The sequence below is a fragment of the Sphingobium sp. JS3065 genome, assembly GCF_026427355.1.
In the GTDB taxonomy this organism is placed as follows: Bacteria; Pseudomonadota; Alphaproteobacteria; order Sphingomonadales; family Sphingomonadaceae; genus Sphingobium.
In genome coordinates, this window is sequence record NZ_CP102665.1 from 187,463 (window position 1) to 209,571 (window position 22,109).

26 protein-coding genes and 1 pseudogene are annotated in these 22,109 nt (G+C 60.0%); 18 read left to right on the forward strand and 9 right to left on the reverse strand.

Features of this window, described 5'->3' with window-relative positions:
* Positions 1-19: 19 nt before the first annotated feature.
* The 5 genes from NUH86_RS18315 to NUH86_RS18335 all read left to right on the forward strand — a co-directional run bounded on the left by NUH86_RS18315 (position 20) and on the right by NUH86_RS18335 (position 3,682).
* Positions 20-646 (forward strand): RraA family protein, encoded by a 627-nt coding sequence (locus NUH86_RS18315; protein WP_267252754.1) that lies wholly within the window; start codon positions 20-22, stop codon positions 644-646.
* A gap of 112 nt (positions 647-758) precedes the next feature.
* A complete protein-coding gene (locus NUH86_RS18320; protein WP_267252755.1) occupies positions 759-1,076 on the forward strand; it encodes a 2Fe-2S iron-sulfur cluster-binding protein in 318 nt (105 codons plus the stop codon).
* Positions 1,077-1,086: 10 nt separating this feature from the next.
* Complete coding sequence (locus NUH86_RS18325; protein WP_267252756.1) at positions 1,087-1,755, forward strand: RraA family protein; 669 nt, start codon at positions 1,087-1,089, stop codon at positions 1,753-1,755.
* 5 nt (positions 1,756-1,760) lie between these two features.
* A complete protein-coding gene (locus NUH86_RS18330) occupies positions 1,761-2,411 on the forward strand; it encodes an RraA family protein (RefSeq protein WP_267252757.1) in 651 nt (216 codons plus the stop codon).
* A gap of 53 nt (positions 2,412-2,464) precedes the next feature.
* The gene (locus NUH86_RS18335) at positions 2,465-3,682 is read left to right on the forward strand and encodes an acyl-CoA dehydrogenase family protein (RefSeq protein ID WP_267252758.1); all 1,218 of its coding nucleotides are present in this window, start codon (positions 2,465-2,467) and stop codon (positions 3,680-3,682) included.
* A gap of 72 nt (positions 3,683-3,754) precedes the next feature.
* Here NUH86_RS18335 and NUH86_RS18340 read toward each other — a convergent pair whose 3' ends face one another.
* The 3 genes and pseudogenes from NUH86_RS18340 to NUH86_RS24890 all read right to left on the reverse strand — a co-directional run.
* On the reverse strand, positions 3,755-4,318 hold the full coding sequence (locus NUH86_RS18340; protein WP_267252759.1) for a GMC family oxidoreductase: 564 nt from the start codon (positions 4,316-4,318) through the stop codon (positions 3,755-3,757).
* Between the two features lie 213 nt (positions 4,319-4,531).
* The gene (locus tag NUH86_RS18345; protein WP_267252761.1) at positions 4,532-4,915 is read right to left on the reverse strand and encodes a GMC family oxidoreductase N-terminal domain-containing protein; all 384 of its coding nucleotides are present in this window, start codon (positions 4,913-4,915) and stop codon (positions 4,532-4,534) included.
* 14 nt (positions 4,916-4,929) lie between these two features.
* Positions 4,930-5,208, reverse strand: a pseudogene (locus NUH86_RS24890) (GMC family oxidoreductase N-terminal domain-containing protein); the annotation flags it as partial.
* A gap of 35 nt (positions 5,209-5,243) precedes the next feature.
* On the opposite strand from NUH86_RS24890, the gene NUH86_RS18350 reads away from it, so the two are divergent.
* The 4 genes from NUH86_RS18350 to NUH86_RS18365 all read left to right on the forward strand — a co-directional run bounded on the left by NUH86_RS18350 (position 5,244) and on the right by NUH86_RS18365 (position 9,428).
* Positions 5,244-5,648, forward strand: coding sequence for a PGN_0703 family putative restriction endonuclease (locus NUH86_RS18350; RefSeq protein WP_323749035.1), 405 nt, complete (start codon positions 5,244-5,246; stop codon positions 5,646-5,648).
* Between the two features lie 234 nt (positions 5,649-5,882).
* A complete protein-coding gene (istA, locus tag NUH86_RS18355; protein ID WP_267252763.1) occupies positions 5,883-7,406 on the forward strand; it encodes an IS21 family transposase in 1,524 nt (507 codons plus the stop codon).
* Positions 7,396-8,178, forward strand: coding sequence for an IS21-like element helper ATPase IstB (gene istB, locus NUH86_RS18360; RefSeq protein ID WP_267252764.1), 783 nt, complete (start codon positions 7,396-7,398; stop codon positions 8,176-8,178). The genes istA (NUH86_RS18355) and istB (NUH86_RS18360) overlap by 11 nt, the downstream gene beginning before the upstream one ends.
* 266 nt (positions 8,179-8,444) lie before the next feature.
* Positions 8,445-9,428 carry a hypothetical protein gene (locus NUH86_RS18365; protein WP_267252765.1) on the forward strand — a complete coding sequence of 328 codons (984 nt, stop codon included), beginning with the start codon at positions 8,445-8,447 and terminating at the stop codon, positions 9,426-9,428.
* Between the two features lie 82 nt (positions 9,429-9,510).
* Here the strand turns inward: NUH86_RS18365 and NUH86_RS18370 are convergent, their stop codons facing one another.
* The gene (locus tag NUH86_RS18370) at positions 9,511-10,065 is read right to left on the reverse strand and encodes a hypothetical protein (RefSeq protein ID WP_267252766.1); all 555 of its coding nucleotides are present in this window, start codon (positions 10,063-10,065) and stop codon (positions 9,511-9,513) included.
* 44 nt (positions 10,066-10,109) lie between these two features.
* Between NUH86_RS18370 and NUH86_RS18375 the strand changes: the two genes are divergently transcribed.
* The 3 genes from NUH86_RS18375 to istB (NUH86_RS18385) all read left to right on the forward strand — a co-directional run bounded on the left by NUH86_RS18375 (position 10,110) and on the right by istB (NUH86_RS18385) (position 12,738).
* A complete protein-coding gene (locus tag NUH86_RS18375) occupies positions 10,110-10,277 on the forward strand; it encodes a hypothetical protein (protein ID WP_267252767.1) in 168 nt (55 codons plus the stop codon).
* A 165-nt stretch (positions 10,278-10,442) separates the two neighbouring features.
* Positions 10,443-11,966: an IS21 family transposase gene (gene istA, locus NUH86_RS18380; RefSeq protein WP_267252768.1), complete on the forward strand. Its 1,524-nt coding sequence runs from the start codon at positions 10,443-10,445 to the stop codon at positions 11,964-11,966.
* Positions 11,956-12,738, forward strand: a complete 783-nt coding sequence (gene istB, locus NUH86_RS18385; RefSeq protein ID WP_267252769.1) for an IS21-like element helper ATPase IstB — start codon at positions 11,956-11,958, stop codon at positions 12,736-12,738. Before istA (NUH86_RS18380) ends, istB (NUH86_RS18385) begins: the two co-directional genes overlap by 11 nt.
* 61 nt (positions 12,739-12,799) lie before the next feature.
* On the opposite strand, the gene NUH86_RS18390 is transcribed toward istB (NUH86_RS18385), so the two are convergent.
* Both NUH86_RS18390 and NUH86_RS18395 read right to left on the reverse strand, forming a co-directional pair.
* Positions 12,800-13,378, reverse strand: coding sequence for a hypothetical protein (locus NUH86_RS18390; RefSeq protein ID WP_267252770.1), 579 nt, complete (start codon positions 13,376-13,378; stop codon positions 12,800-12,802).
* Positions 13,379-13,444: 66 nt separating this feature from the next.
* Positions 13,445-13,762, reverse strand: coding sequence for a DUF6538 domain-containing protein (locus tag NUH86_RS18395; RefSeq protein WP_267252771.1), 318 nt, complete (start codon positions 13,760-13,762; stop codon positions 13,445-13,447).
* 379 nt (positions 13,763-14,141) lie between these two features.
* Between NUH86_RS18395 and NUH86_RS18400 the strand changes: the two genes are divergently transcribed.
* Both NUH86_RS18400 and NUH86_RS18405 read left to right on the forward strand, forming a co-directional pair.
* The gene (locus NUH86_RS18400; protein ID WP_267252772.1) at positions 14,142-14,411 is read left to right on the forward strand and encodes a CopG family ribbon-helix-helix protein; all 270 of its coding nucleotides are present in this window, start codon (positions 14,142-14,144) and stop codon (positions 14,409-14,411) included.
* Positions 14,408-14,701 carry a type II toxin-antitoxin system RelE/ParE family toxin gene (locus NUH86_RS18405; RefSeq protein ID WP_267252773.1) on the forward strand — a complete coding sequence of 98 codons (294 nt, stop codon included), beginning with the start codon at positions 14,408-14,410 and terminating at the stop codon, positions 14,699-14,701. Before NUH86_RS18400 ends, NUH86_RS18405 begins: the two co-directional genes overlap by 4 nt.
* 43 nt (positions 14,702-14,744) lie before the next feature.
* On the opposite strand, the gene NUH86_RS18410 is transcribed toward NUH86_RS18405, so the two are convergent.
* From NUH86_RS18410 to NUH86_RS18420, 3 genes are all read right to left on the reverse strand, one after another.
* Positions 14,745-14,915, reverse strand: a complete 171-nt coding sequence (locus tag NUH86_RS18410; RefSeq protein ID WP_267252774.1) for a hypothetical protein — start codon at positions 14,913-14,915, stop codon at positions 14,745-14,747.
* Positions 14,916-14,959: 44 nt separating this feature from the next.
* Positions 14,960-16,864: a plasmid recombination protein gene (locus NUH86_RS18415; protein ID WP_267252775.1), complete on the reverse strand. Its 1,905-nt coding sequence runs from the start codon at positions 16,862-16,864 to the stop codon at positions 14,960-14,962.
* Between the two features lie 230 nt (positions 16,865-17,094).
* Entirely contained in the window at positions 17,095-17,583 is a 489-nt protein-coding gene (locus NUH86_RS18420; protein ID WP_267252776.1) for a hypothetical protein, read from the reverse strand.
* 921 nt (positions 17,584-18,504) lie between these two features.
* On the opposite strand from NUH86_RS18420, the gene NUH86_RS18425 reads away from it, so the two are divergent.
* The 4 genes from NUH86_RS18425 (at position 18,505) to NUH86_RS18440 (ending at position 21,374) form a co-directional block, all read left to right on the forward strand.
* Positions 18,505-19,155 (forward strand): hypothetical protein, encoded by a 651-nt coding sequence (locus NUH86_RS18425; protein WP_267252777.1) that lies wholly within the window; start codon positions 18,505-18,507, stop codon positions 19,153-19,155.
* A gap of 47 nt (positions 19,156-19,202) precedes the next feature.
* Complete coding sequence (locus NUH86_RS18430; protein ID WP_267252778.1) at positions 19,203-19,754, forward strand: hypothetical protein; 552 nt, start codon at positions 19,203-19,205, stop codon at positions 19,752-19,754.
* A gap of 145 nt (positions 19,755-19,899) precedes the next feature.
* On the forward strand, positions 19,900-20,826 hold the full coding sequence (locus NUH86_RS18435) for a hypothetical protein (RefSeq protein WP_267252779.1): 927 nt from the start codon (positions 19,900-19,902) through the stop codon (positions 20,824-20,826).
* 29 nt (positions 20,827-20,855) lie between these two features.
* Positions 20,856-21,374, forward strand: coding sequence for a hypothetical protein (locus tag NUH86_RS18440; RefSeq protein ID WP_267252780.1), 519 nt, complete (start codon positions 20,856-20,858; stop codon positions 21,372-21,374).
* The last annotated feature ends 735 nt before the right edge of the window (positions 21,375-22,109 follow it).

Consider the following 22,109-nt stretch of genomic DNA (forward strand, 5'->3'; position numbering starts at 1 on the left):
CTTACAGGGCCAGGCTATCGTGACTTTTGACTATGATTCCGCGACCGGCCTTTCCAGCGCCACGGTGCATGAGGCGAGCGGCAAGATCGGTGCGTTGCCATCCTGCATCAAGCCGGTGGCGCCGGGCCTGACGCTATCGGGCCCCGCATTCCCGGTCCAGTCGCCGCCGGGGGACAATCTGTTTCTTCATCATGCCATTTATGCGGCGCCTTCCGGCGCGGTGCTGGTGATTGACTGCGGCGACGCGGCCGAGTTCGGCCACTGGGGTGAAGTCATGGCGGTTGCCGCCCAGTCCGTTGGGATCCGGGGGCTGGTCATTCACGGCGGCGTGCGCGATGCCGCCAGGATGGCCGAAATCGGCTTTCCGGTCTTTGCGTCGAACATATGCATCCGGGGCACTGGAAAGGACCCCCAAGGCAAGGGCCAGATCGGCGGCGTGGTGACGATCGGCGACATCTCGGTTCACGCCGGTGATCTTGTCATTGCCGATGAAGACGGCGTCATGATCGTCCCGGCCGACAGGGCGGCGGCGGTCGTCGCCGAAAGTCGAGCCCGCGACGAGGCCGAACAGGATTATTTCCGCAGGCTGCGCGCTGGAGAAACGACGCTGGCCATATACGGCCTGCCGGACATCGTGGGGAAATGAGGATGACCGACGGTGGAGGGGTGAAACCGGCGCCGACGCACGCCACCTTCCTCTCATGCCGGGATCATCGAGATATTTCTGCATCTGCCTTCGCTGAGGCAAAAAGGTAAATTTGATGAAATTGAACATTATCTCTCGCAACGGAGAGACAAAGGCGATCGAAGCTGAAGAAGGCGTCACGCTGATGGAAGCCATTCGCAATTCCGGGTTCGACGAGATGCTGGCGCTGTGCGGCGGATGCTGCTCCTGTTCTACCTGCCAGATCTATATCGACGATAAGCAAATCGCGCTGTTAGAGCCGATGCAGTCGGATGAGGATGATCTGCTGGACAGTTCCGACCATCGGCAATCCAACTCCAGGCTGGCCTGTCAGGTCGTGCTGAAGGCGGAAATGGCCGGTCTCAACGCCATCATTGCTCCTGAAGATTGAGGGTTTCCCCATGACGCAACAGTCTCGCGCTGATGATCTGGCCCGCCTGGCGAGGCTGGATTGCTGTGCAGTATCCGACGCCCTCGACGCCCTGGGCATTTCCGGGCTTGCGCAAGGGCTGAGTGCATTCAGCACGCAGGAGAAAGTCACCGGCAGGGTGATCACCGTGCAACTCTGCGAAGACGATGGAAGGGCCAGCAAACGGCATCTGGGAACATCTGCGGTAGATGCCGCCGGCCCTGACGATGTGATCGTCGTGGCCCATGGAGGCCGTCTCGATGTTGCGGGCTGGGGAGGTATATTGGCCCTGGGCGCGAAGCGGCAGGGCGTGAGGGGCGTGGTGATCCATGGCGCCTGCCGGGACATCGACGAAGCAAGGGAAATGGGCCTGCCGGTCTATGCGTCCGGGACGACCGCCAGAACCGCGCGGGGCCGCGTCATCGAACAGGACTGGAACGTGCAGGTCACCATTGCCGACGTGACGGTTTCGCCAGCCGACCTCGTCATCGCCGATGGCAGCGGCGTTGCCTTCATTCCTTCCGGCCGGGTCGAGGAGGTCCTTGAAAGAGCCGAGATGATCGTCCGCAAGGAACAGCTCATGGCCGATGCAGTGCGATCCGGGAAGCCGCTCGTCGAAGTGATGGGCGCCGATTACGAAACCATGTTGAAGAAGGGTTGAAGCACGTGTCTTCCTCAGTCGCACACAGCCTAGGCTCGCTCAGTTGCACCGATCTGAGCGATGCAATGGATCGCCTTGGAATAGCCTGCCAATGCGCGGGAATCATGCCCCTGGATCGTAGCTTCAGCCTGGTCGGTCAGGCGTGGACATTGCGTTATGCGCCAATCGGCCATGAAGGAGGAACCGTCGGCGATTTCATCGACGATATCGGGGAAGGTTCGGTGGTCGTCATCGACAATGCCGGGCGAACCGATGTCACGGTCTGGGGCGATCTGTTGACGGCGACGGCATCGCGGCGTGGTATTTCCGGGACCGTTATCGATGGAATCTGTCGTGACGTGGATCGCGCCATGGCTCTTAATTACCCGCTGTTCGCCCGCGGGAACTGGATGCGCACAGGCAAGGATCGAGTCCGGCTGGAGGTCACGCAGGAACCCGTCCAGATCGGCGGCATTCGCGTCCGTCCCGGTGACTGGTTGCGGGGCGATGGCGACGGGATCGTGGTCGTTCCCCAGGTCTCTCTGGACGCCGTGCTGGAAGTTGCGAGCGAAATCCACGAAGCGGAGGAAGCGATCCGCACCGCAGTCGAAAATGGCGCGGACCTGCGTGCGGCAAGGGCGCAATATAATTATCATGCGTTGCAGACGCGGCGCTGACGGCAGTCGCAAGGCCGGGTTGCGGCATTGTTTTTAGCAAGGGGAGAAAAACCGTGCCTGATCGTGCGGGAGAACTGTTGCGTTCGGACTTTTTTATGCCCGAAGAGGTCAAGGCCGTGCGCGAGGAGGTACGACGCCTTTGCGAAAGCGAGCTGCGCCCCATTGCTCACGACCTCAACGGCGCGATTGAGAGCCGCGCCAGCTTCCCGCACGGGATGTTGCAGGTGTTCGCCAAGGCCGGGATACTGGGCATTCCCTTCGCTCGCGACATAGGTGGTCGCGGACTTGAGCACCCGACCTTGTCCCTGCTTGTCGCCATCGAGGAGGTCGCCTATTTCTCGTCAGGCATCGCTTCCGCACTGCTGGATGCGCCCCTCATTCTGGTCGGACAGACGCTGGACCGCGCCAGCCCGGCTTTGCGCGAGCGATATTTGCCACGGATGATCCGTGGTGAGATCGTGTGCAGCTTTGCCACCAGCGAACCTGCCGCGTCTACGGACCTGTCGCCTGGCGCCATGCAAACCGTGGCCAGCAAGGTCGATGGGGGATGGCGCATCAGCGGGAAAAAGCGCTGGATAACCAACGCCGTTGCCGCCGACTATATGCTGGTGCTCGCCCGGACCGGGGATCATTCGCAAACGCTTTTTCTTGTCGATATGCATGACAATTCCGTGTTGGTCGCCGATCCCGATCAGAAGATGGGCAACCGCCCTCAACTGACCTCGGACGTCAGTTTTGATGGCAGTTTCGTGGGCGATGATCATGTGGTCGGCGCGGTGGGCGGTGGCTTGCGATCCGCTTTGGGTGCATTGATGCTCGGTAGAATGGGCATTGGCGCTGTGGGGATCGGCATGGCGCAAGCCGCGTTCGACATCGCGTGCGACCATATGCAGACGCGTGAAGTCTTCGGACAGAAGCTGGGCGGCTTTCAACACTGGCAAATGACCTTTGCCGATCACGCCATTGCGATCGAGCAGGCGCGCTCGCTGTATGAAAAGGCCGGCGCGATGTTCGATGCCGGACAGAATGTGGAGACGTTGGCCGCGATGGCAAAGGTTGCCGGATCGCGTCTCGCCGTCGATGTCGTTCGCGATGCCATACAGGTGAGCGGAGCCTATGGCTTCGTCAGGACGATGGGCGGCACCGGAGAGGAAAAGGCGCTCGAGGCGATCTATCGCGATGCCAAGATTGGCGAAATCTACGAAGGCGCCAACGAAATTCAGAAATGGATTATCGCGCGACGGTTCCTGGGCAGGCAGATTACCGGCTGAGAGAAAGGGCTGGCGCAACCTTGCACCGGCTTGACTGCCACTGTCTTTCCATCGGTATGTGCCAGATTTCCCTCATCTCCGATCCAGTCGGGCTTCATCCTTCACAATAATGTCTGCGGCCTTTTCGCCGATCATCATGCTCGCCGCGTTCGTGTTTCCGCTGACCATCGATGGGAATATCGATGCGTCGGCGACGCGCAGGCTCGCAACGCCACAGACGCGCAATCGGGAATCCACGACGGCGTCGTCGCCACCCATGCGACAGGTTCCTGCCGGATGATAGATGATGTTCGAATTGGCGCGCAGGAGATCGCGCAGTTCATTGTCCGTTCTTGTGTCGGCTACCTCGTCAGACCCTGTGACGACGTCCTTGAGCGCGGGCGTCGAAAATAGCTGCTCCGCCAGACGCATGCCGCGCAACAGGGTTTCAAGGTCGGCGGGGTTGTCGAACATTTTCGGGAAGATGGCCGGCGCGTCGAAGGGGTCGGCGGAACGCAGTTCGATATGGCCACGGCTTTCGGGACGGCCGACATTGACGCACATCATCACACCGTCCGTGTCCGCAAGCCGCACCTTGCCGCCAGCGAATGTGTAGGCGCTGCTGCTGAAAGTGATCTGCACGTCCGGGTAGGGCAAAGAAGGCAGGGTTCGGGCAAATGCCAGCCCCTGCGATGCGATGGCAGTGGCTGGCCCGACTGAAATGTCAGCCAGCGGGCCGCATTCCAGAGCCAGCGTAGTCCTTTCCCTTCGCGGTTGAGGGAGGACATGGAAACCTGATGCGCCATGACGCACGCCGGGTGATCCATCAGGTTCGCGCTGACATTTCGGTTGTCATGGACAATCGGGATGTCATGCCGGGCAAGCGATGCGGCCGGCCCGACCCCCGGACAGCATGAGAAGGTGAGGGGAGCCGATGGCCCCGCAGGCCAATATGACTTCGCGTTTGCAATAGAGCCGATGGCGCTTTCCGCCAGATTGATATTCGACGCCGACCGCCTTTTTCCCTTCGAACAGGATGCGCGTTGCGTGCACCCGTTTCATCATGCGCAGGTTCCGGCGCTTCAGCGCGGGGCGAAGATAGGCGCGTGCCACGCCGTCCCGGCGGCCGTGACGGACATTCGCCTGGCAGGGGCCGACGCCCTCCTGACTGATGCCGTTATAGTCCGTCGTTCTCTTGATCTGGACGCTTTCGCACGCGTCGATGAACCGTGGGTGGCTTCCGGAATATGCCACGCCTCCACGACATTCACCGGGCCATCACGGCCCCTCGTCGCGTCGTCGCCCAATCTTGTCTGTTCGCTGCGCTTGAAGAAGGGGAGGACGTCGCGATAGGACCAGCCTTCGGCTCCAGCCTTCTCCCAATCGTCGAAGTCCGCCTGCTGCCCCCGCACGAACACCATGCCATTGATGGACGTACTGCCGCCGACGATTTTTCCTCTTGGCCAATGTTCGGTCCGGCCGCAGCGCGTGGGGTCAGGCTCGGAATGAAATCCCCAGTCGAACCGGGGCGTGGCGAGCGCATACATGACGGCGCCCGGCACGCTGATCCACCCGCATCGGCTTGCCGTGGCGCGAACGGCAGGGGTTGCCGATAGGCAGCTTCCAGGGACGCGATGGGCGGAAACGGAAAGTCGGTTCGTTGCTCAGCACGAGCGCGGCTGCCGTTGGCCGCAACTTCCTCGGACCAGCCGTGGCGCATCTCGCCCGGCGGGAGGTCATCTATCAGGAAGCCGGGGCACTGATCGACCGACAGCGTCTCTACAGCAATCTGCTGAGTTCGATGCCGCTGGCATTCAACCTGTTTGCGCCGCTTCGTTTCGATCTGGCGCTCGCGGCAAAGGTGATGCGAGCGGTCGCACCGGCCATCGACATCGCCGCCATTCGTCATGTCTGGTTCGAACATTCTCCGGGACGGAGGGAAGGCATGTATCTGTCGCGAAGCGATGATAGCTGCCGCCCTCACTGAACGCTGCCTGCATTTCACAATCGGCATGGTTCCAAGCGTCCCAACGCCTCTCGCTCTCTTCCAGCCGGAGAACGTATGGGTCTGGCGAGGGAGAACCATTCGCCTGACGTGCAGACCCAAGCTGTTGATTGCCGTTGAGAAGTGACCCGGGAAGGGCCCAAATTTTCACTGAGAAGTGACCCATGTTGAACTCACCCCTGACTTTGACGAGCGAGGGGTCATGGAGTGTTGGACATGGCGTTATTGAGCGTTATCCGGCGCTGGCATTTCCGCGATCATCTTTCGATCCGCGAGATTGCGCGGCGTACCGGGCTGTCACGTAATAGGATCCGTAAATATCTACGTTCGGACACGATCGATCCGCGGTTCAAGGTGCCCGATCGGCCGAGCAAACTGGACCCGTTCGCGGAGCGGCTGTCAGCCTGGCTGAGACGGGAGATGGGTCGGACCCGCAAGCAGAAGCGGACGATGAAGCAGTTGCATGCTGATCTGGTCAGCCTGGGCTATGATGGCTCCTACAATCGGGTGGCGGCCTTTGCCCGGGACTGGCGCGATGATTATCGTCGTGAGCAACAGATGAGCGGGCGCGGGACATTCGTGCCGCTGTCCTTCGCACCAGGGCAAGCATTCCAGTTCGATTGGAGCGAGGATTGGGCGATCATCGGCGGCGTGCGCACCAAGCTGCAGGTCGCCCACTTCAAGCTCAGCTACAGCCGCGCCTTTCTCGTGCGGGCCTATTTGCTCCAGACCCACGAGATGCTGTTCGATGCCCATAATCATGCGTTCCGCGTGTTGGGCGGCGTTCCGCGCCGCGGGATCTATGACAATATGCGCACCGCCGTCGACAAGGTCGGGCGCGGCAAGGAGCGCAACGTCAACAACCGCTTCCTCACCATGGTCAGTCATTATCTGTTCGAGGCCGAGTTCTGTAATCCGGCAGCGGGCTGGGAAAAGGGCCAGGTCGAGAAGAACGTCCAGGATGCCCGGCATCGGCTATGGCAACCCACGCCGCAGGCGGAAAGCCTGGATGCTCTCAACCTATGGCTGGAGGAGCGCTGCAAGGAGCTGTGGCAGGATATCCCGCACGGGATCGAACCGGGTTCGGTCGCCGATGCCTGGGCCGATGAAGTGGAAAGCCTGATGCCGATGGGCAGACCGTTCGATGGCTTTGTCGAATATGGGAAACGGGTCTCGCCAACCTGCCTGATCCACCTGGAACGCAACCGTTACAGCGTGCCGGCGTCGTTCGCCAATCGGCCCGTCAGCCTGCGGGTCTATCCCGATCGCTTCCTGGCCGTCGCCGAAGGGCAAGTCATATGCGAGCATCAGCGCATCATCGACCGATCCCATGATGGGCCGGGGCACACCGTCTATGACTGGCGTCATTATCTGGCAGTGGTTCAGCGAAAGCCCGGCGCCCTGCGCAACGGCGCGCCGTTCCTCGAACTGCCCGAGGCCTTCCAGCGGCTGCAACGGCATCTGCTGCGCAATCCCGGCGGCGACAGGGAAATGGTCGAGATCCTTGCCCTGGTCCTGCACCATGACGAAGAGGCCGTGCTGACCGCCGTCGCCCTGGCGCTGGACGCCGGCGTGCCCACCAAAACCCATATCCTCAACCTGTTGCACAGGCTGCTCGATGGAAAACCACTCTCGACGCCGCCGGTGACGGCGCCACAGGCGTTGAGGCTGGTCAGTGAGCCGATGGCCAATGTCGAACGCTACGATGCGTTGCGCGGGGAGAACCGTCATGCGTCATGATCCCGCTACCGGCGCCCTCGTCGTGATGCTGCGCGGCCTGAAAATGCCCGGCATGGCCCAGGCCGTGACCGACCTCATGCAGCAGGGATCGCCCGCCTTCGAGGCGGCGGTGCCAATCCTCTCCCAGTTGCTGAAAGCCGAGACGGCCGAACGCGAGGTGCGATCCGTAGCCTATCAGCTCAAGGTTGCGCGGTTCCCGGCCTATCGTGATCTGGCAGGCTTCGACTTTGCCAGCAGCGAGGTGAATGAGGCGCTGGTGCGCCAGTTGCACCGCTGCGACTTCATCGACGTCGCCGACAATATCGTGCTGGTCGGCGGCCCGGGCACCGGGAAAACCCATGTCGCCACGGCGCTGGGCGTTCAGGCCATCGAGCATCATCGAAAGCGGGTCCGCTTCTTCTCCACGGTCGAACTGGTCAATGCCCTGGAACAGGAAAAGGCCCAGGGGCGCGCCGGGCAGATCGCCAACCGGCTCGTCCACTCGGACCTCGTCGTGTTGGACGAACTGGGCTATCTGCCGTTCAGTCCCTCCGGCGGCGCGCTGCTCTTCCACCTGCTGAGCAAATTATACGAGCGCACCAGCGTCATCATAACCACCAACCTGAGCTTCAGCGAGTGGGCCACCGTCTTCGGCGACGCGAAGATGACCACCGCGCTCCTCGATCGGCTCACCCATCACTGCCACATCCTGGAGACCGGCAACGACAGCTTCCGGTTCAAGAACAGCTCAGCCCAGCAGGCCAGACCCAGAAAGGAGAAACCCGCACCTTGACCCACATATGACATCCGAAACATAACCATCAGGCGGGTCACTTCTCGGTGGAAATCCCGGGTCACTTCTCAACGGCAATCAACAACCAAAGATCAAGTGGACTGCTACAACTCCCTACAGGTGTTCCACGCACATCGCTTCGTTGTCGATCCAGCGGGAAAGTTTGATCTGGTGGAGGAAATGATTGCTGAACGTGAAGCGGTGGCCGTAAAAGGTGAAGATAATAGCCTTTTTTAAGGCAATTATGACCGTGCGTGGAGGGCCGCATGAATTCAAAGAGCATTTTCAAGTCTGGATGGTTTTCCTGCTTCTTAGTTACATTCATTCTGTATGCCCTCCAGAAAATGGATGGTCCTGGCCTCTTGCTCTCGTTCCTAAGTGCAGAGCTTTGGTCCATTCTCTTCATCAATCTCGGCTTCATACTGATGGGTTGGCGCGCCTACTCTCAAGCTGGGCCTCGTTGGATGAAGGTCGTTCCTGCGGTGTGGTTTGGGGGCTATTTTGTGGTAGCTCTCATCAGTCATTTGTTTGCTTATCAGTTTTACCGGCAGATAGACGCATGGAACGCTGAGCAAAAAATCCAATGGGATCGCAATAGTGATATTGTCGCTCTTGCCCATAGCTGGTCAGATGAAAATCGAGCCGTTGTGTTCTCAGCAAAAGGTTTGATTGAGAATTACGGCATCGATCAAGCACTTGATGGGGCGGCATACCAAAACAGCGATTCCTCTTCGACATATCGACGGTTGTCGTTGGTGCAAGAAGGATGCGGTATGCGCGGCTCTCAAGCCCAAACCAATTGGTCATTCATCACGCGAGGTGGCTTACACCAACCATTTCAGCGCGCTGCCAATCTATGTCTATTATCTCGGACAGAATATCCATCAAGCCGCGTCATCAGCTTTGTGAACGGTGGCATTACGAAAACCGATCTTATCCTTGACCGCGAAGTGGAGGAAATCACCGTATCGGTATCAGATACCGTAACTTACCATCTCAAAGCAGCTTGGACACAACCTTTGACGTGGTTCCCTCAGCCTATTTTGGGGTGTATTCGCCCTGGCTTCTCACCTGCAAGTTGGTGTGGGTTCAAGTTTGGACGGGAAAACGCCCGTGAAGCTGGGCGCACTCCTGAGAAAGTTATTACCTCTGCCCTTGGACTATCGCCTGTTACGTTGGAATCTCGCTTCCCTAACCTGCGATGGGAGGAGTCCCCATCAATAATTCCGCGATCACGTGGAGGCAGTTGAAACCGACACCACATGATGCCGATGATTTCTGACCTGTCCCGCTTAGAAACGGCCATTTCGGGTCGTTTCTGCGACCAGTATGTCAGGTAGATAGTTGGGTAGATAACTCGCCCTTGGCTATCTCAACGAACTGGTGGAGGTGTTTTCCCATAGCTGTTCGATGGGCTCTCGTGACCTCTGGCGGAATGTCGTTTTCGTCGTAGTGGAAAAAGTCCTGCTGCCATTCACCGAACTTCACCTTAAAGGCATCTGAGAGGATGAGGACGCTGTTATCGTATAGCTCTTTAGTGGCACGATACCGCTTCCATAGCTCGTCGTTCTCCTCGTTGAAACTTGATGATTGGAAATAGTCTTCGGGGTCGTTTGGCCCATTGAAGAAGCCATCATACATTTTATCGACTGACTTATCCAAGGCGGTCAATCCAGAGACGATGGCCGTGTAGGCGTCTTTTCGCGCATCCCACAAACGGTCCTGAGCATATTTGTGCCTGTCGATCTCTGCCAACTGGATTGCGGTTTGTAGGGCGCTTTTGCGATTGAGGTATGCGCCAAACCAGACGCCGCCAAAACCAACAATCAGCGTTCCGCCCGTGCCAATCAGTGCTGCGACAAGATCACTCGCCAAGTTCGCCCCCATTACTCTTTCATTTCGCTAAATAGGTGAAACGGAGAGAGTGTTGAATGGCGAAAATCAATTGGGCTAAAACAAATCCTATCGGCAAGAAGATGGAACTTGCCGCTTTACCCAAAAAGCAAAAACCAAAGGGCGGCTGGACACACGTTAAGCGTCAACCAGTGCGTGTCTATACCCAAGAGGAAATCGCGGCGTTTATGAGCGGGAGCGATTGAGTGTGATGCCTTGGTATATGGATATCAAATCTGATTCAGAGTTTGCGCTTTTCTGTTGATTGCCGTTGAGAAGTGACCCGGGAAGGGCCCAAATTTTCACTGAGAAGTGACCCATGTTGAACTCACCCCTGACTTTGACGAGCGAGGGGTCATGGAGTGTTGGACATGGCGTTATTGAGCGTTATCCGGCGCTGGCATTTCCGCGATCATCTTTCGATCCGCGAGATTGCGCGGCGTACCGGGCTGTCACGTAATAGGATCCGTAAATATCTACGTTCGGACACGATCGATCCGCGGTTCAAGGTGCCCGATCGGCCGAGCAAACTGGACCCGTTCGCGGAGCGGCTGTCAGCCTGGCTGAGACGGGAGATGGGTCGGACCCGCAAGCAGAAGCGGACGATGAAGCAGTTGCATGCTGATCTGGTCAGCCTGGGCTATGATGGCTCCTACAATCGGGTGGCGGCCTTTGCCCGGGACTGGCGCGATGATTATCGTCGTGAGCAACAGATGAGCGGGCGCGGGACATTCGTGCCGCTGTCCTTCGCACCAGGGCAAGCATTCCAGTTCGATTGGAGCGAGGATTGGGCGATCATCGGCGGCGTGCGCACCAAGCTGCAGGTCGCCCACTTCAAGCTCAGCTACAGCCGCGCCTTTCTCGTGCGGGCCTATTTGCTCCAGACCCACGAGATGCTGTTCGATGCCCATAATCATGCGTTCCGCGTGTTGGGCGGCGTTCCGCGCCGCGGGATCTATGACAATATGCGCACCGCCGTCGACAAGGTCGGGCGCGGCAAGGAGCGCAACGTCAACAACCGCTTCCTCACCATGGTCAGTCATTATCTGTTCGAGGCCGAGTTCTGTAATCCGGCAGCGGGCTGGGAAAAGGGCCAGGTCGAGAAGAACGTCCAGGATGCCCGGCATCGGCTATGGCAACCCACGCCGCAGGCGGAAAGCCTGGATGCTCTCAACCTATGGCTGGAGGAGCGCTGCAAGGAGCTGTGGCAGGATATCCCGCACGGGATCGAACCGGGTTCGGTCGCCGATGCCTGGGCCGATGAAGTGGAAAGCCTGATGCCGATGGGCAGACCGTTCGATGGCTTTGTCGAATATGGGAAACGGGTCTCGCCAACCTGCCTGATCCACCTGGAACGCAACCGTTACAGCGTGCCGGCGTCGTTCGCCAATCGGCCCGTCAGCCTGCGGGTCTATCCCGATCGCTTCCTGGCCGTCGCCGAAGGGCAAGTCATATGCGAGCATCAGCGCATCATCGACCGATCCCATGATGGGCCGGGGCACACCGTCTATGACTGGCGTCATTATCTGGCAGTGGTTCAGCGAAAGCCCGGCGCCCTGCGCAACGGCGCGCCGTTCCTCGAACTGCCCGAGGCCTTCCAGCGGCTGCAACGGCATCTGCTGCGCAATCCCGGCGGCGACAGGGAAATGGTCGAGATCCTTGCCCTGGTCCTGCACCATGACGAAGAGGCCGTGCTGACCGCCGTCGCCCTGGCGCTGGACGCCGGCGTGCCCACCAAAACCCATCTCCTCAACCTGTTGCACAGGCTGCTCGATGGAAAGCCGCTCTCGACGCCGCCGGTGACGGCGCCACAGGCGTTGAGGCTGGTCAGTGAGCCGATGGCCAATGTCGAACGCTACGATGCGTTGCGCGGGGAGAACCGTCATGCGTCATGATCCCGCTACCGGCGCCCTCGTCGTGATGCTGCGCGGCCTGAAAATGCCCGGCATGGCCCAGGCCGTGACCGACCTCATGCAGCAGGGATCGCCCGCCTTCGAGGCGGCGGTGCCAATCCTCTCCCAGTTGCTGAAAGCCGAGACGGCCGAACGCGAGGTGCGATCCGTAGCCTATCAGCTCAAGGTTGCGCGGTTCCCGGCCTATCGCGATCTCGCCGGCTTCGACTTTGCCAGCAGCGAGGTGAATGAGGCGCTGGTGCGCCAGTTGCACCGCTGCGACTTCATCGACGTCGCCGACAATATCGTGCTGGTCGGCGGCCCGGGCACCGGGAAAACCCATGTCGCCACGGCGCTGGGCGTTCAGGCCATCGAGCATCATCGAAAGCGGGTCCGCTTCTTCTCCACGGTCGAACTGGTCAATGCCCTGGAACAGGAAAAGGCCCAGGGGCGCGCCGGGCAGATCGCCAACCGGCTCGTCCACTCGGACCTCGTCGTGTTGGACGAACTGGGTTATCTGCCGTTCAGTCCCTCCGGCGGCGCGCTGCTCTTCCACCTGCTGAGCAAATTATACGAGCGCACCAGCGTCATCATAACCATGAACCTTAGCTTCAGCGAGTGGGCCACCGTGTTCGGCGACGCGAAGATGACCACCGCGCCCCTCGATCGGCTCACCCATCACTGCCACATCCTGGAGACCGGCAACGACAGCTTCCGGTTCAAAAACAGCTCGGCCCAGCAGGCCAGACCCAGAAAGGAGAAACCCGCACCTTGACCCACATATGACATCCGAAACATAACCATCAGGCGGGTCACTTCTCGGTGGAAATCCCGGGTCACTTCTCAACGGCAATCAACAGACGCTGTATCGTGCGCGACGACAGGCGTCCGACATCACGGTCGCGGGTCTGCTCCACGATTTTCTGTGCTGTCAGGCCGCGAAATTCCGGAGCCTTGCTGTAATTGGCAGGAAGGTCCTCCAAAAGCGCCTTGAAGCGAGCCGCATCGGGGCGGACATAATGGCTCAAGGGCCGATCACCGGCGAAATCGCGAAATAGCGCATAGCTGGCGCGCGCCTGTGAGTAGGTCTGGTTCTCCCAAATCTTGCGCCGCAGTTGCGCCTCCCTGAATGTTTCGGCGGCCTCGGAAAATATGGGACCGGCGATAACCGGCGGCGTTTCGACGTGCACGATAGGGGGCATTGAAGAAGGCTCCGGCCTCTCGCGAAGGGCCTCCACGAGCAGCTTGTCGCGCGGCTCATAGTTGAAATCTCCCTCTGCCCTTGCGCGCAGCGTTTCGGCCACCTCGACACCAGCGCGAAGCATCGCTTGGCCGACCTTCCGAACGCTCAGCTTGTCGAACTTCGCGTCCAGGCCATAGCGGCGCGCCAACATGACGGAGGTGATCTGCCGCACAGTTCCATAGGCGTTCTCGGCGAGATGTTCCCTCGCGCTGTCCGCGAGCTTTCGATAATCCTCCGCTCACTCCTTCCGAAACCGGTCGGGCATATCAGCCATCAGGCGACGATTATCGTCCTGCGCTAGAATCGTGGTGTAAAAATCCTTCACCAACGCCGCGATATCCTCATCACTCAGCATGGACGCGTTTTCGAGCACAGCGAACAATTCCTCCGACCGCAGATACAGGCAGCGCGACAGGACCCGCGCCTCTCCTGCTTGATGAGTATGGAGGCTGCATGTCAATTCGCTGCGTGCCAGCCGTACCCGCAGTCCCACGGGGACCGCCCGCCGGAAGTGATAGACGCCCCCGCGTCGTACCGTATTCAGGATGCCTCCCATGCCCACAAAGTCCCAACTTTGTAGCAGGGTTCTGTAGCAGACGCCCCACCACGGTTCCGGCGTCGTCCGAAAAGCCAGGTTTGGTAGTATGTTGGGAAAAACTTGGCTGGGGCGGCAGGAAATGCAGCATCAACCGTTAACCAACCAAGTCCCTGTTTTTGCTTGTTCAGCAATCGGGCCTATTATCGACTATCGCCAATCACCTGTCACATGCAATAGCATTCCATTTTGCCTATCCACAGGTGCCGACCAACGTGTCATTCTTCACCGATCGGCGGAATTTTTGCAAGGCCGCTCGTCCCGAGAACGCCCCCGGACCATCTTGCTCAACCATCGATTTTCGATTAACTTTTAATCATCTGGATTGGGAGTGATTGAAATGGCGGCAGCAACGAGAGTCCTAACGGCCCATGTGCCGGAGGGCTTGGCCGATAAAGTGGATGCTCTGGCAGCACGCATCGAGCGCTCACGAGGCTGGATCATGAAGCAAGCCTTGGCGGCATGGATCGATCAGGAGGAAGAGCGGCACAAGATGACGCTCGAAGCTCTGGCCGACGTCGATGCGGGCCGGGTGATCGATCATCAGAGCATCCAGGCATGGGCAGACAGCCTGTCCACGGATAGCCCGTTACCCTCGCCGACCGCATGAAAATCCAATGGACCAGCAAAGCGTCATCGGATCTTTTACGCCTGCACGAACATCTTCGACCAGTCGCGCCCGAGGCAGCCGCTCGCGTCGTACAGCAACTCGCCCATGCGCCTAACCGCCTGCTCGACTATCCCCGCCTCGGCGAGAAACTGGAAGCCTTCGAGCCGCGTGAGGTTCGGCGGATCATCGTGGGCAACTATGAAATGCGATACGAGATCGCGAGCGGCACCATCTTCATCCTGCGCCTCTGGCACTGCCGCGAGAACCGGAGCTTCGAGTCCGAGCATTGAGCGTGGATGGGTAGCGGGATCGATTGTTTACCCCGCTCCTCACTTATAACGATCTTTGCTGGGACTGGATCGCCTCCATACGCCGCAGGCGCTCGGCAACCTCTTTGAGCGCCTCATCCGTCCCGTTGAGTATCTGCTGCTGGTTTTGGGGAAGGGATTTGCGCGTCTGTTCGACCAGATCGTCGAGTGCGTCCACTTCATCGTTGAGCTTCATAATGCGCATGCTGGTGTCGGCCTGATCGCGGAACGTGCGATCGATCAGTTTAAGTATCGTTGCCGCCCATTCAGGCGGGCGATTGCGATCGTCCGCTTGACAGCGTCAGATGCGGGACGTGGGCGCCCGTCAATCTGCCGCGCCATATGGAAATAGCCATCGTCCCGAAGGCTGCCGATGAGCGATCCATCCGCGCTTCCAATCACGACCTTCATCCAGTCACGTTGCGCCTGTTCGCGCTCCTCTGCTGCCGCCTCGATTTCCCTCGCTGCCGACGCCTGTTGCTGGATAGCCGCTTCACGCGGCTCCAACGCATTTTCCCGCGCAGCAATGACCTGTTCGCGCTTAGCCAACTGATCCCTGGCCAAAGCCATGGCGGCATCCTGCTCGGCGTGGCGTTGCTCCAGGCGCTGGGCCGATATTGCCTGCTGGCGATCCCGCTCGATGGTGGCAGCCTCCCGCCGTGCCAGTTCCTTCTCCTGAACCATCATGCGCCCCTCACGACGTAAAAGATCGGCAGTGAGACGGCGGATCCGCTGAAGCGCGAGGGCAAGCTGGTGGCCAATTCGAAGCGCACCCGCAGTCCACGGCGTCTTATAGACCAGTTTTTCTTTCTCGGTCATCACATCCGCCTTCATGGTGAAAGCCTGTTCGTGCGGACGCAGGTCCAGCCCATTGCTGTCGTCGGCACCTCGCGCAAGCAGTTCGATTTCCGCATCCTGCCTTTTCTGCTGGGCTTTCAGCGCGGCCTGATCCTGCGCAAGCGCTTCGCGGTCGCGAGCGATGGCATCACGTTCGGCAGCCGCTGCCTGTCGTTCCTGCTCGGCACGTCGGGCGACATCTTGCGCTTCATGGCGCGCGCGCTGGAGCACTACATGATCTTCTTCGGCTCGCGCCAGTGCGTTTCCCAGTGCCCGGCGATCCTCTTCCAGTTTCTGGCGCTGCTGATCCGCGATTTGGCGCGCTTCGCTTAGCCGGTTTCGCTCGCGCTCCGCATCGCGCGCGGCAGCATCCGCATTCTCATGACGTTCGGCTGCCATCCGCAGTTCATGGGCGACGTCCTGTGCCTGCCGCTCCGCTTCAGCCTGCGCTGCGGCCAACGCCGCGCGATCCGTCGCGGCTTGCTTTCGATCTTCCTCGGCCGCGTGAACCAGCGCTTCCGCTTCGGCGCGCAGACGCTTAACGGCCGCTCGCCCTTCCGCCGGTGTCATTGACCGCCGTGGCCGGGCCGATCCGTCCGCGTTACGGCCGCGCGACAGTTCGAGCGCGGATATGGTCAGTTCGTCACCGAGCTCGATTTCGATATCGTCGCGCTGCACCTCACCCCGCTCAAGGCCCAAATGCTTGACCGCGGCATGATAGGCATCCTGCTCTTCCGAAAGCCGCTGATTTTTCCCGCCAAGGATATCGTGATAGGACAATGTCCATTTCATCGGGGCTTCGGCCTTGCGCCGCTCATAGTCGGCGAGCTTGACGGGATCGGTCGGCTTCTTGCCGCGGGGCAGCGCACGCTTCTCGACCACCGGTATCGCGACGAAGTGTATATGCCATACCTCTTCATCCAGATGCAGTTTGGCGGAAAGCAGGCCCTTGCCGAATTTCTTCTTGGCCCATTCGACATTCGTCCTGAGCCATTCCTGCTTCTCCGCCTCGCTGGCCTTGTCGAACCACGCCTTGCTGGCGGTGGTGACCGTCTCGACCGCGATGACCTTGTCCTTGGTGGATTGCATATCGATCCCAAGGTCCCGGAGGCGACCGCGGGCGGACGCGACGAAATCGTCGCTGCCCTCCTCCAGCAGTTCTAAAGGAGGCGGCGCATCGTCGCGGATATTCTCGCCGGCAATGGTGCGGATATTATGCTGACAGACGCGATCGAGCGCTGCGAACGATTTGATCTTGGCATAGCGCATGATGGCGTAGAGCTTGCGCGGGGTGGTGGTGTCGGGCATGGTCAGTCTCAGCCAGGCGGGCGGTAGAGGCCCGTTTTCGTAAATGGGTGGACTCACTCCGGGTATTTACTGCGCAAATACCCCCGTGAGCCAAGGGGCGAGCCCCCTGGACCCCCATGCAGCCCTTCACGTCGTTCCGGTCTGCGCGCTTCTCCGCAGAGAAGCGCAAGGGGCAAGGAGCGGAAGGAAAAGGTGCGTGGCATGAATGCGACGCACCCTTCCGCCAGTCATTACGACGGCAGAACCGGCGCCTCCGGTTGCTCTCCATCGAACAACCGCGGTTGCGATGTCACCGCCGCCAGCGCATCGGCCAGTTCCTGGCCGGGCGCTCCGCGTGCCTTAGCTGCGCCACTTTCGCCTGCATTGGCCAGCGTTTCACCGGCGTCGCGTCCGGCTTCCGCTGCTGCCATTTCGCGCATGGGTGCGGCCTGGATCCGATCGATCTGCGCAAAGGCGCTTTCAAGCGCCTCCAGTTTCCCTTGAAGCCGCGCCTCGCGCAGGCGAATCTCTTCCACCTCTCCGCGCAGTGCCTCCGCCTGCGCGACTGCGGCTTCGCGCTCAGTCTCGATCTCTTCGTTGAGCGAGAGCGCTTCGTCGAGTTCCGCGCGGATACGTTCCGCTTCAACGGCCGCCGCCGCGCCACGCTTGCGCTCCTCTTCGTGGATGCGATCCGACACTTTATGGATCAGAGCAGTCACAGCGGCGGTGACAGACGCCATGCTGTCTGCCGTGAGTTCTGGTCCCGCCACGGCCGGGCGGGACTGGCTGCGCCACCGATTGATGGGCGATGATGGTGGACAGGCTCCCAGTGCCGGTTTCTTCCCGGATGGCGCCAGCAGAAATATCGTCAGGTTTGAAACCTTGGCTGACCAGACCGTCGGCAATGGCCGACACAACTTCAAATTGAATGCCACGCTTCTTGGACACTGTATAACTCCCGTATCCCTACGCACATATTCATATGTACGTACAGTTGATGAACGGGGTTCGGCATTATGATGGGACCGAACCATCTCTGCGGAAGCAAAGATGGTAGGTTATTGGATCGTTTGCGTATTTCGCCAACTAAATTTCTGAAGAACAGGGCGACTGTTGTTATCCTGCAACGCTTTTCTCATTTTTGGGCGCGGCTAGGATTATTATCCGATTTTGGCAAGCAACAATCGACACCATGCAAATTATCTTCGAGCGCACCAAAACCAGCCGTCTCGATCCTTTGACGACGGAATGATCGCGCCATGACAGCCGGTCGGCCACAATGCTGACGATCGAGCGCAGATCACCGATCGACGAGCAACAGTATCGTCCGCCGTCACCTTATCGGATCGGTCTTACCCAGCCGCCCAGGGAACGACCGGAAATCGCAGACTGCAGGGGACCGACTGGCCATCGGCATGGGCGAATGACAGTACATGCTGTTAGATATTGCCATGTCTGCAGCATGGAAAAGACGCCGAAGGCGGGAAGCCGCAGATGGGCGGAAGGATGAAGGTCCGGGAAGAAGGAAAATAAAGTGGGCGCAAGCCTGCGCTTCGGACCGGCCTTCATTCGCTGACCGGTTCAGCCGGTAATTCAAGCCTGCACATGATCACCCCACCGTCCCAAGGCGGTGTGCGATCGTGCGCCCATCGGAGACCACCATGCTCCCCTCCCATACCATCACCGCATTTACTCCCGTCACCATCAATGCCGGTCATCCGACCGCCAGTGGCGACATTGCGGTCGGCGCTGCCGCGCTGACCGTGACAGTCGTCGCCGGACAGGTCAGCTTCGACCTGTCCTCCTTCATCCTGCGACCCAATCAACCTCCGCAGGAGCTGCTAGCGTGGATCGATGATCGCCTCAGCGACGATCAGGCTACCCTGTCAATGTACGGGCCGGGCCGCGTCGTCGAATTGCTCAGCCAACTGCCGGACGTCGTCTATTCTTCGGGATTCCGCAGCCTGGCCGGTGGAGGTAACCAGCCCATCATTCGCCTCCAGGTCGAAGATCGAAGGCGCTTCATCTCCCTTCATAAGGCCTGCGCTCAGGCCCAAATTGCCTGCGCATCGACCGATCCGGCTGAGCGCTCCGTCGCCTGGATCAAGGGCGACATCGACCAGATTGCGGTGGATGCCGAGATCGACGCTATAGCGACATGGCGGATGACCGTCGCCGCGATGGAACGCAAGAGCGGTCTTGGCCGGGAGCTGGCGACGATCCTCCACCGCCATCTGGTCCAATGGCTGCGCGACACCGATCGCGCCTCCACCCGCGCGCATGAGCGCAATCTCACTCCCATCGCTGGCTGACCCGCCCGCCGCGCCTGCGGGCACAACCTAATCAAAAGGATATTTTCATGGAATTGATCGATCTCTCGATCACGCATCGGGGCTTTGCGCCCCATAGCATAGCCATCAGCTTGCGCACCGCAGGCTGCTGTCACGGCATGCGCCACCGCCCGGATTGCCGGATATTAGCTGGAATCGGCCTGCTCTCGGTCCAGCCGGACATCGACGGCGGTTTCAGCATCGAAGCCCATGCAACTTACCTTCAGCCAGGAGACATCGTCACTGATCTGCTGGACTGGCTGAATGATCGGGTGCCGGACGATGGCGCAATCGTCACCTGGGACAAATGGTGGCCAGCGGCACGGCGTCAGGCCCGCGCGCTACCGGTACCCTGCATCTGCGATGCTGGCGTTCAGGTCGCGGACTGCCACTCGACGGTGCCCTTGTCGCTGTTGCCGGATGCCGAGATCGCGATCCCGCAACTGAAACAGGAAGCGATCGCTGGCTGGCTGGCCTGGGCGAGGCAGTTTGCCGACTTCGATGTGGATCCTATCGCAGCGCGGGCAGTGCGCGCGCTGGAGGCATGGCGGGCGACCGCGCCGACTTCTGACCACGATTGATCGTCGACTGACGATTTTCACTGCCCCCGGGACCATGCCGGGAGTCTTCCAGCCTCATCGTTTCGCGCACCGATGGCTGAGCTTCAGCCGCTGCCGATCAGCTTCGGCCTCCTGTCAGCGCACCCCATCTTTTGGAGAATATCCCATGCATATCGATCCCGCCCGTGTCTTCAAGGCCGCCGCGCCCCGGTTCATCGTCGTCCTGGATGGCGAATTTACCTATGATACCGCCGCCCATGCGCGCTACCAGGCGACCGAACGGTTCGCGCCAGACGATCGGCCCACAGCCAAACCCGCAGACGCATCGAACGATCCCCGCGTGACACCGCGATGGCCGTTCCTCCGCCTCGTCACCCTCTCCTGGCTGGTCCTGTCCGATGCGGGCGATGGCCTGCGTCCCCTTCGCCTCGAAAGCCGAGGCCTGCCGGAGCAGGATGAGGCCGCGATCTTAACGGAATTCTTTAACGACATGCAGCAGCTTGGCGCGGTTGAACTCGTCACCTGGGGCGGTTTCCATGTCGATCTGCCGCGCATGCTGATGTCTGCCATGACGTCAGGCCTGCGCGTGCCTGACGCCCTCAAGGGCCTGCTCTCGCCATGGCGACGGCACGAATCCGGCCATCGCGACCTGATGAGCGAAGTGTGCGCCGGAGCCGGATCCGTCCATCTCGCCGAAGTGGCCGCGCGGCTGTCCATTCCGGTCAAGACGGTCTGCCGCGCCGACCTGGTGTCGCGGCTGATGGAACATGGTAAATGGTCGTCTGTCCGCGCGGTGGCGGAGGGCGACACGTTAACCACGTGCATGATCCTCATGCTCTGGCGCGACATGGCGGGCGAAGGCGCCTCGGCGCTCGAAGCGAAAATGCGGCTCACAAACTTCATCGCCGAAAACTGCACGCACCGTCCCTATCATCGGGACTGGCTCGCCTACCGCGACGACACCCTGCGCACCGCCTTCGCGGCCGAAACCGCGCGCATCGGCGCGCTCGCACCAACCATCGGGAATGAAGAGAAATGCCGCCTTGAAAGGGGCGGAAAAAAAGGAAGATCAGGCGGCAGGCCGCGTGGTTAACCATTATTCTCTTGATGAGGACAGATGACATGATCGAACTGACCGCACAGCAGCTTGCCGCCCACTACATGGCCGCGACCGCCCAACTCCTGACCGGCGAGCCCGGCCGCGAAATGGATCTGGACCGGACTGTCGCCATCTCCTTCGGCGCGCCGAAAAGCACATCCGACCTACTCAGCTTCGCCCTGCAGCACGTCGTCGATCGGCCGTGCATGTATCTCGCGTTCGACATCAAACGCATGGCCATCGACCATGTGGCCCTTATCCTTGTACATCAGCACAAGTTGACCATCTTCGAAGGTTGCGGGCTCTGGCTGCCGAAGAACGGCGGCCGCGCCTCACTTATTCCAGGCACCAAGGGCTTAGGCGCCTACCGGGTCGGCTCCGACCTCATCCTGCAGCATGATCGGCAACTGCCCTTCAGAAGCCGCAAAACGCACATCGAAGGATTTGGACGCGCCGACGATCGCATCCACAGCATCGTCTCCGCCCGGGTCCTGTCCGGGGTTGAGCTCAACCTGCCAGAAGAAATCCAGCTGGCAGCGTAAGCCGGGCTCATGTGCGTCGGCTTTGCGCCGGCGCACCTCCCTGCTTCAACCAGCAGCAATTGAAGAACAAGGGAGAAAGGAAAAAAAGAAGGGCTTCGCTAAAGCGAGTAGGGTTCGGCTCTTACCGAACCGTTAAAGCACAAGGCGGATTTGCGCTTTTTTTCCGAACGATGCATTCGGGACACAGGACCTGCGCGTCCTGTTTCTTTCTTTTTTTCCTTTCTCCTGTTGACCTCATCATGCTGCCAGCATGGAAAAGGAGGGGGCTTGGTTAATGAAATTTTCAGCTCGCGACCCGTCCCGGCCGTTCAGCGCCCAATTTTTGATTGCCAGGTGCGGAAGGGCGGCTTTCGATCTTGGGTGTCCGGGATGGGCCAATAGGCAAATGTCAGTTTCGGGGCCGGTATATGGAATAGCTGCCGTTCGCACAGCATCGCTCACGACTAAGTTGAGTATTCACGGACACCGCCATGACCGTCCGGTTTAGATGGAAACTCCCGATAATCGCCAAATGCCGCAGACAAATGACCCGACCAGAAACTGGCCGGGTCAAGGTCAGGAAACCTTTAAAGCTTCCTTGGGTCGCGCTTCGGGTCATGAGCGACGACACTCGTTTTCTCCATCCGGGTTTTTCCCGGTGTTCAGCAAGGGCCATTATTTCGGACCTCGTTTTGGCTAACGTAGCTAGCGCCTTGATCTCACTACAGTCCGCCTTTGGCAGCTTACGCACGATGC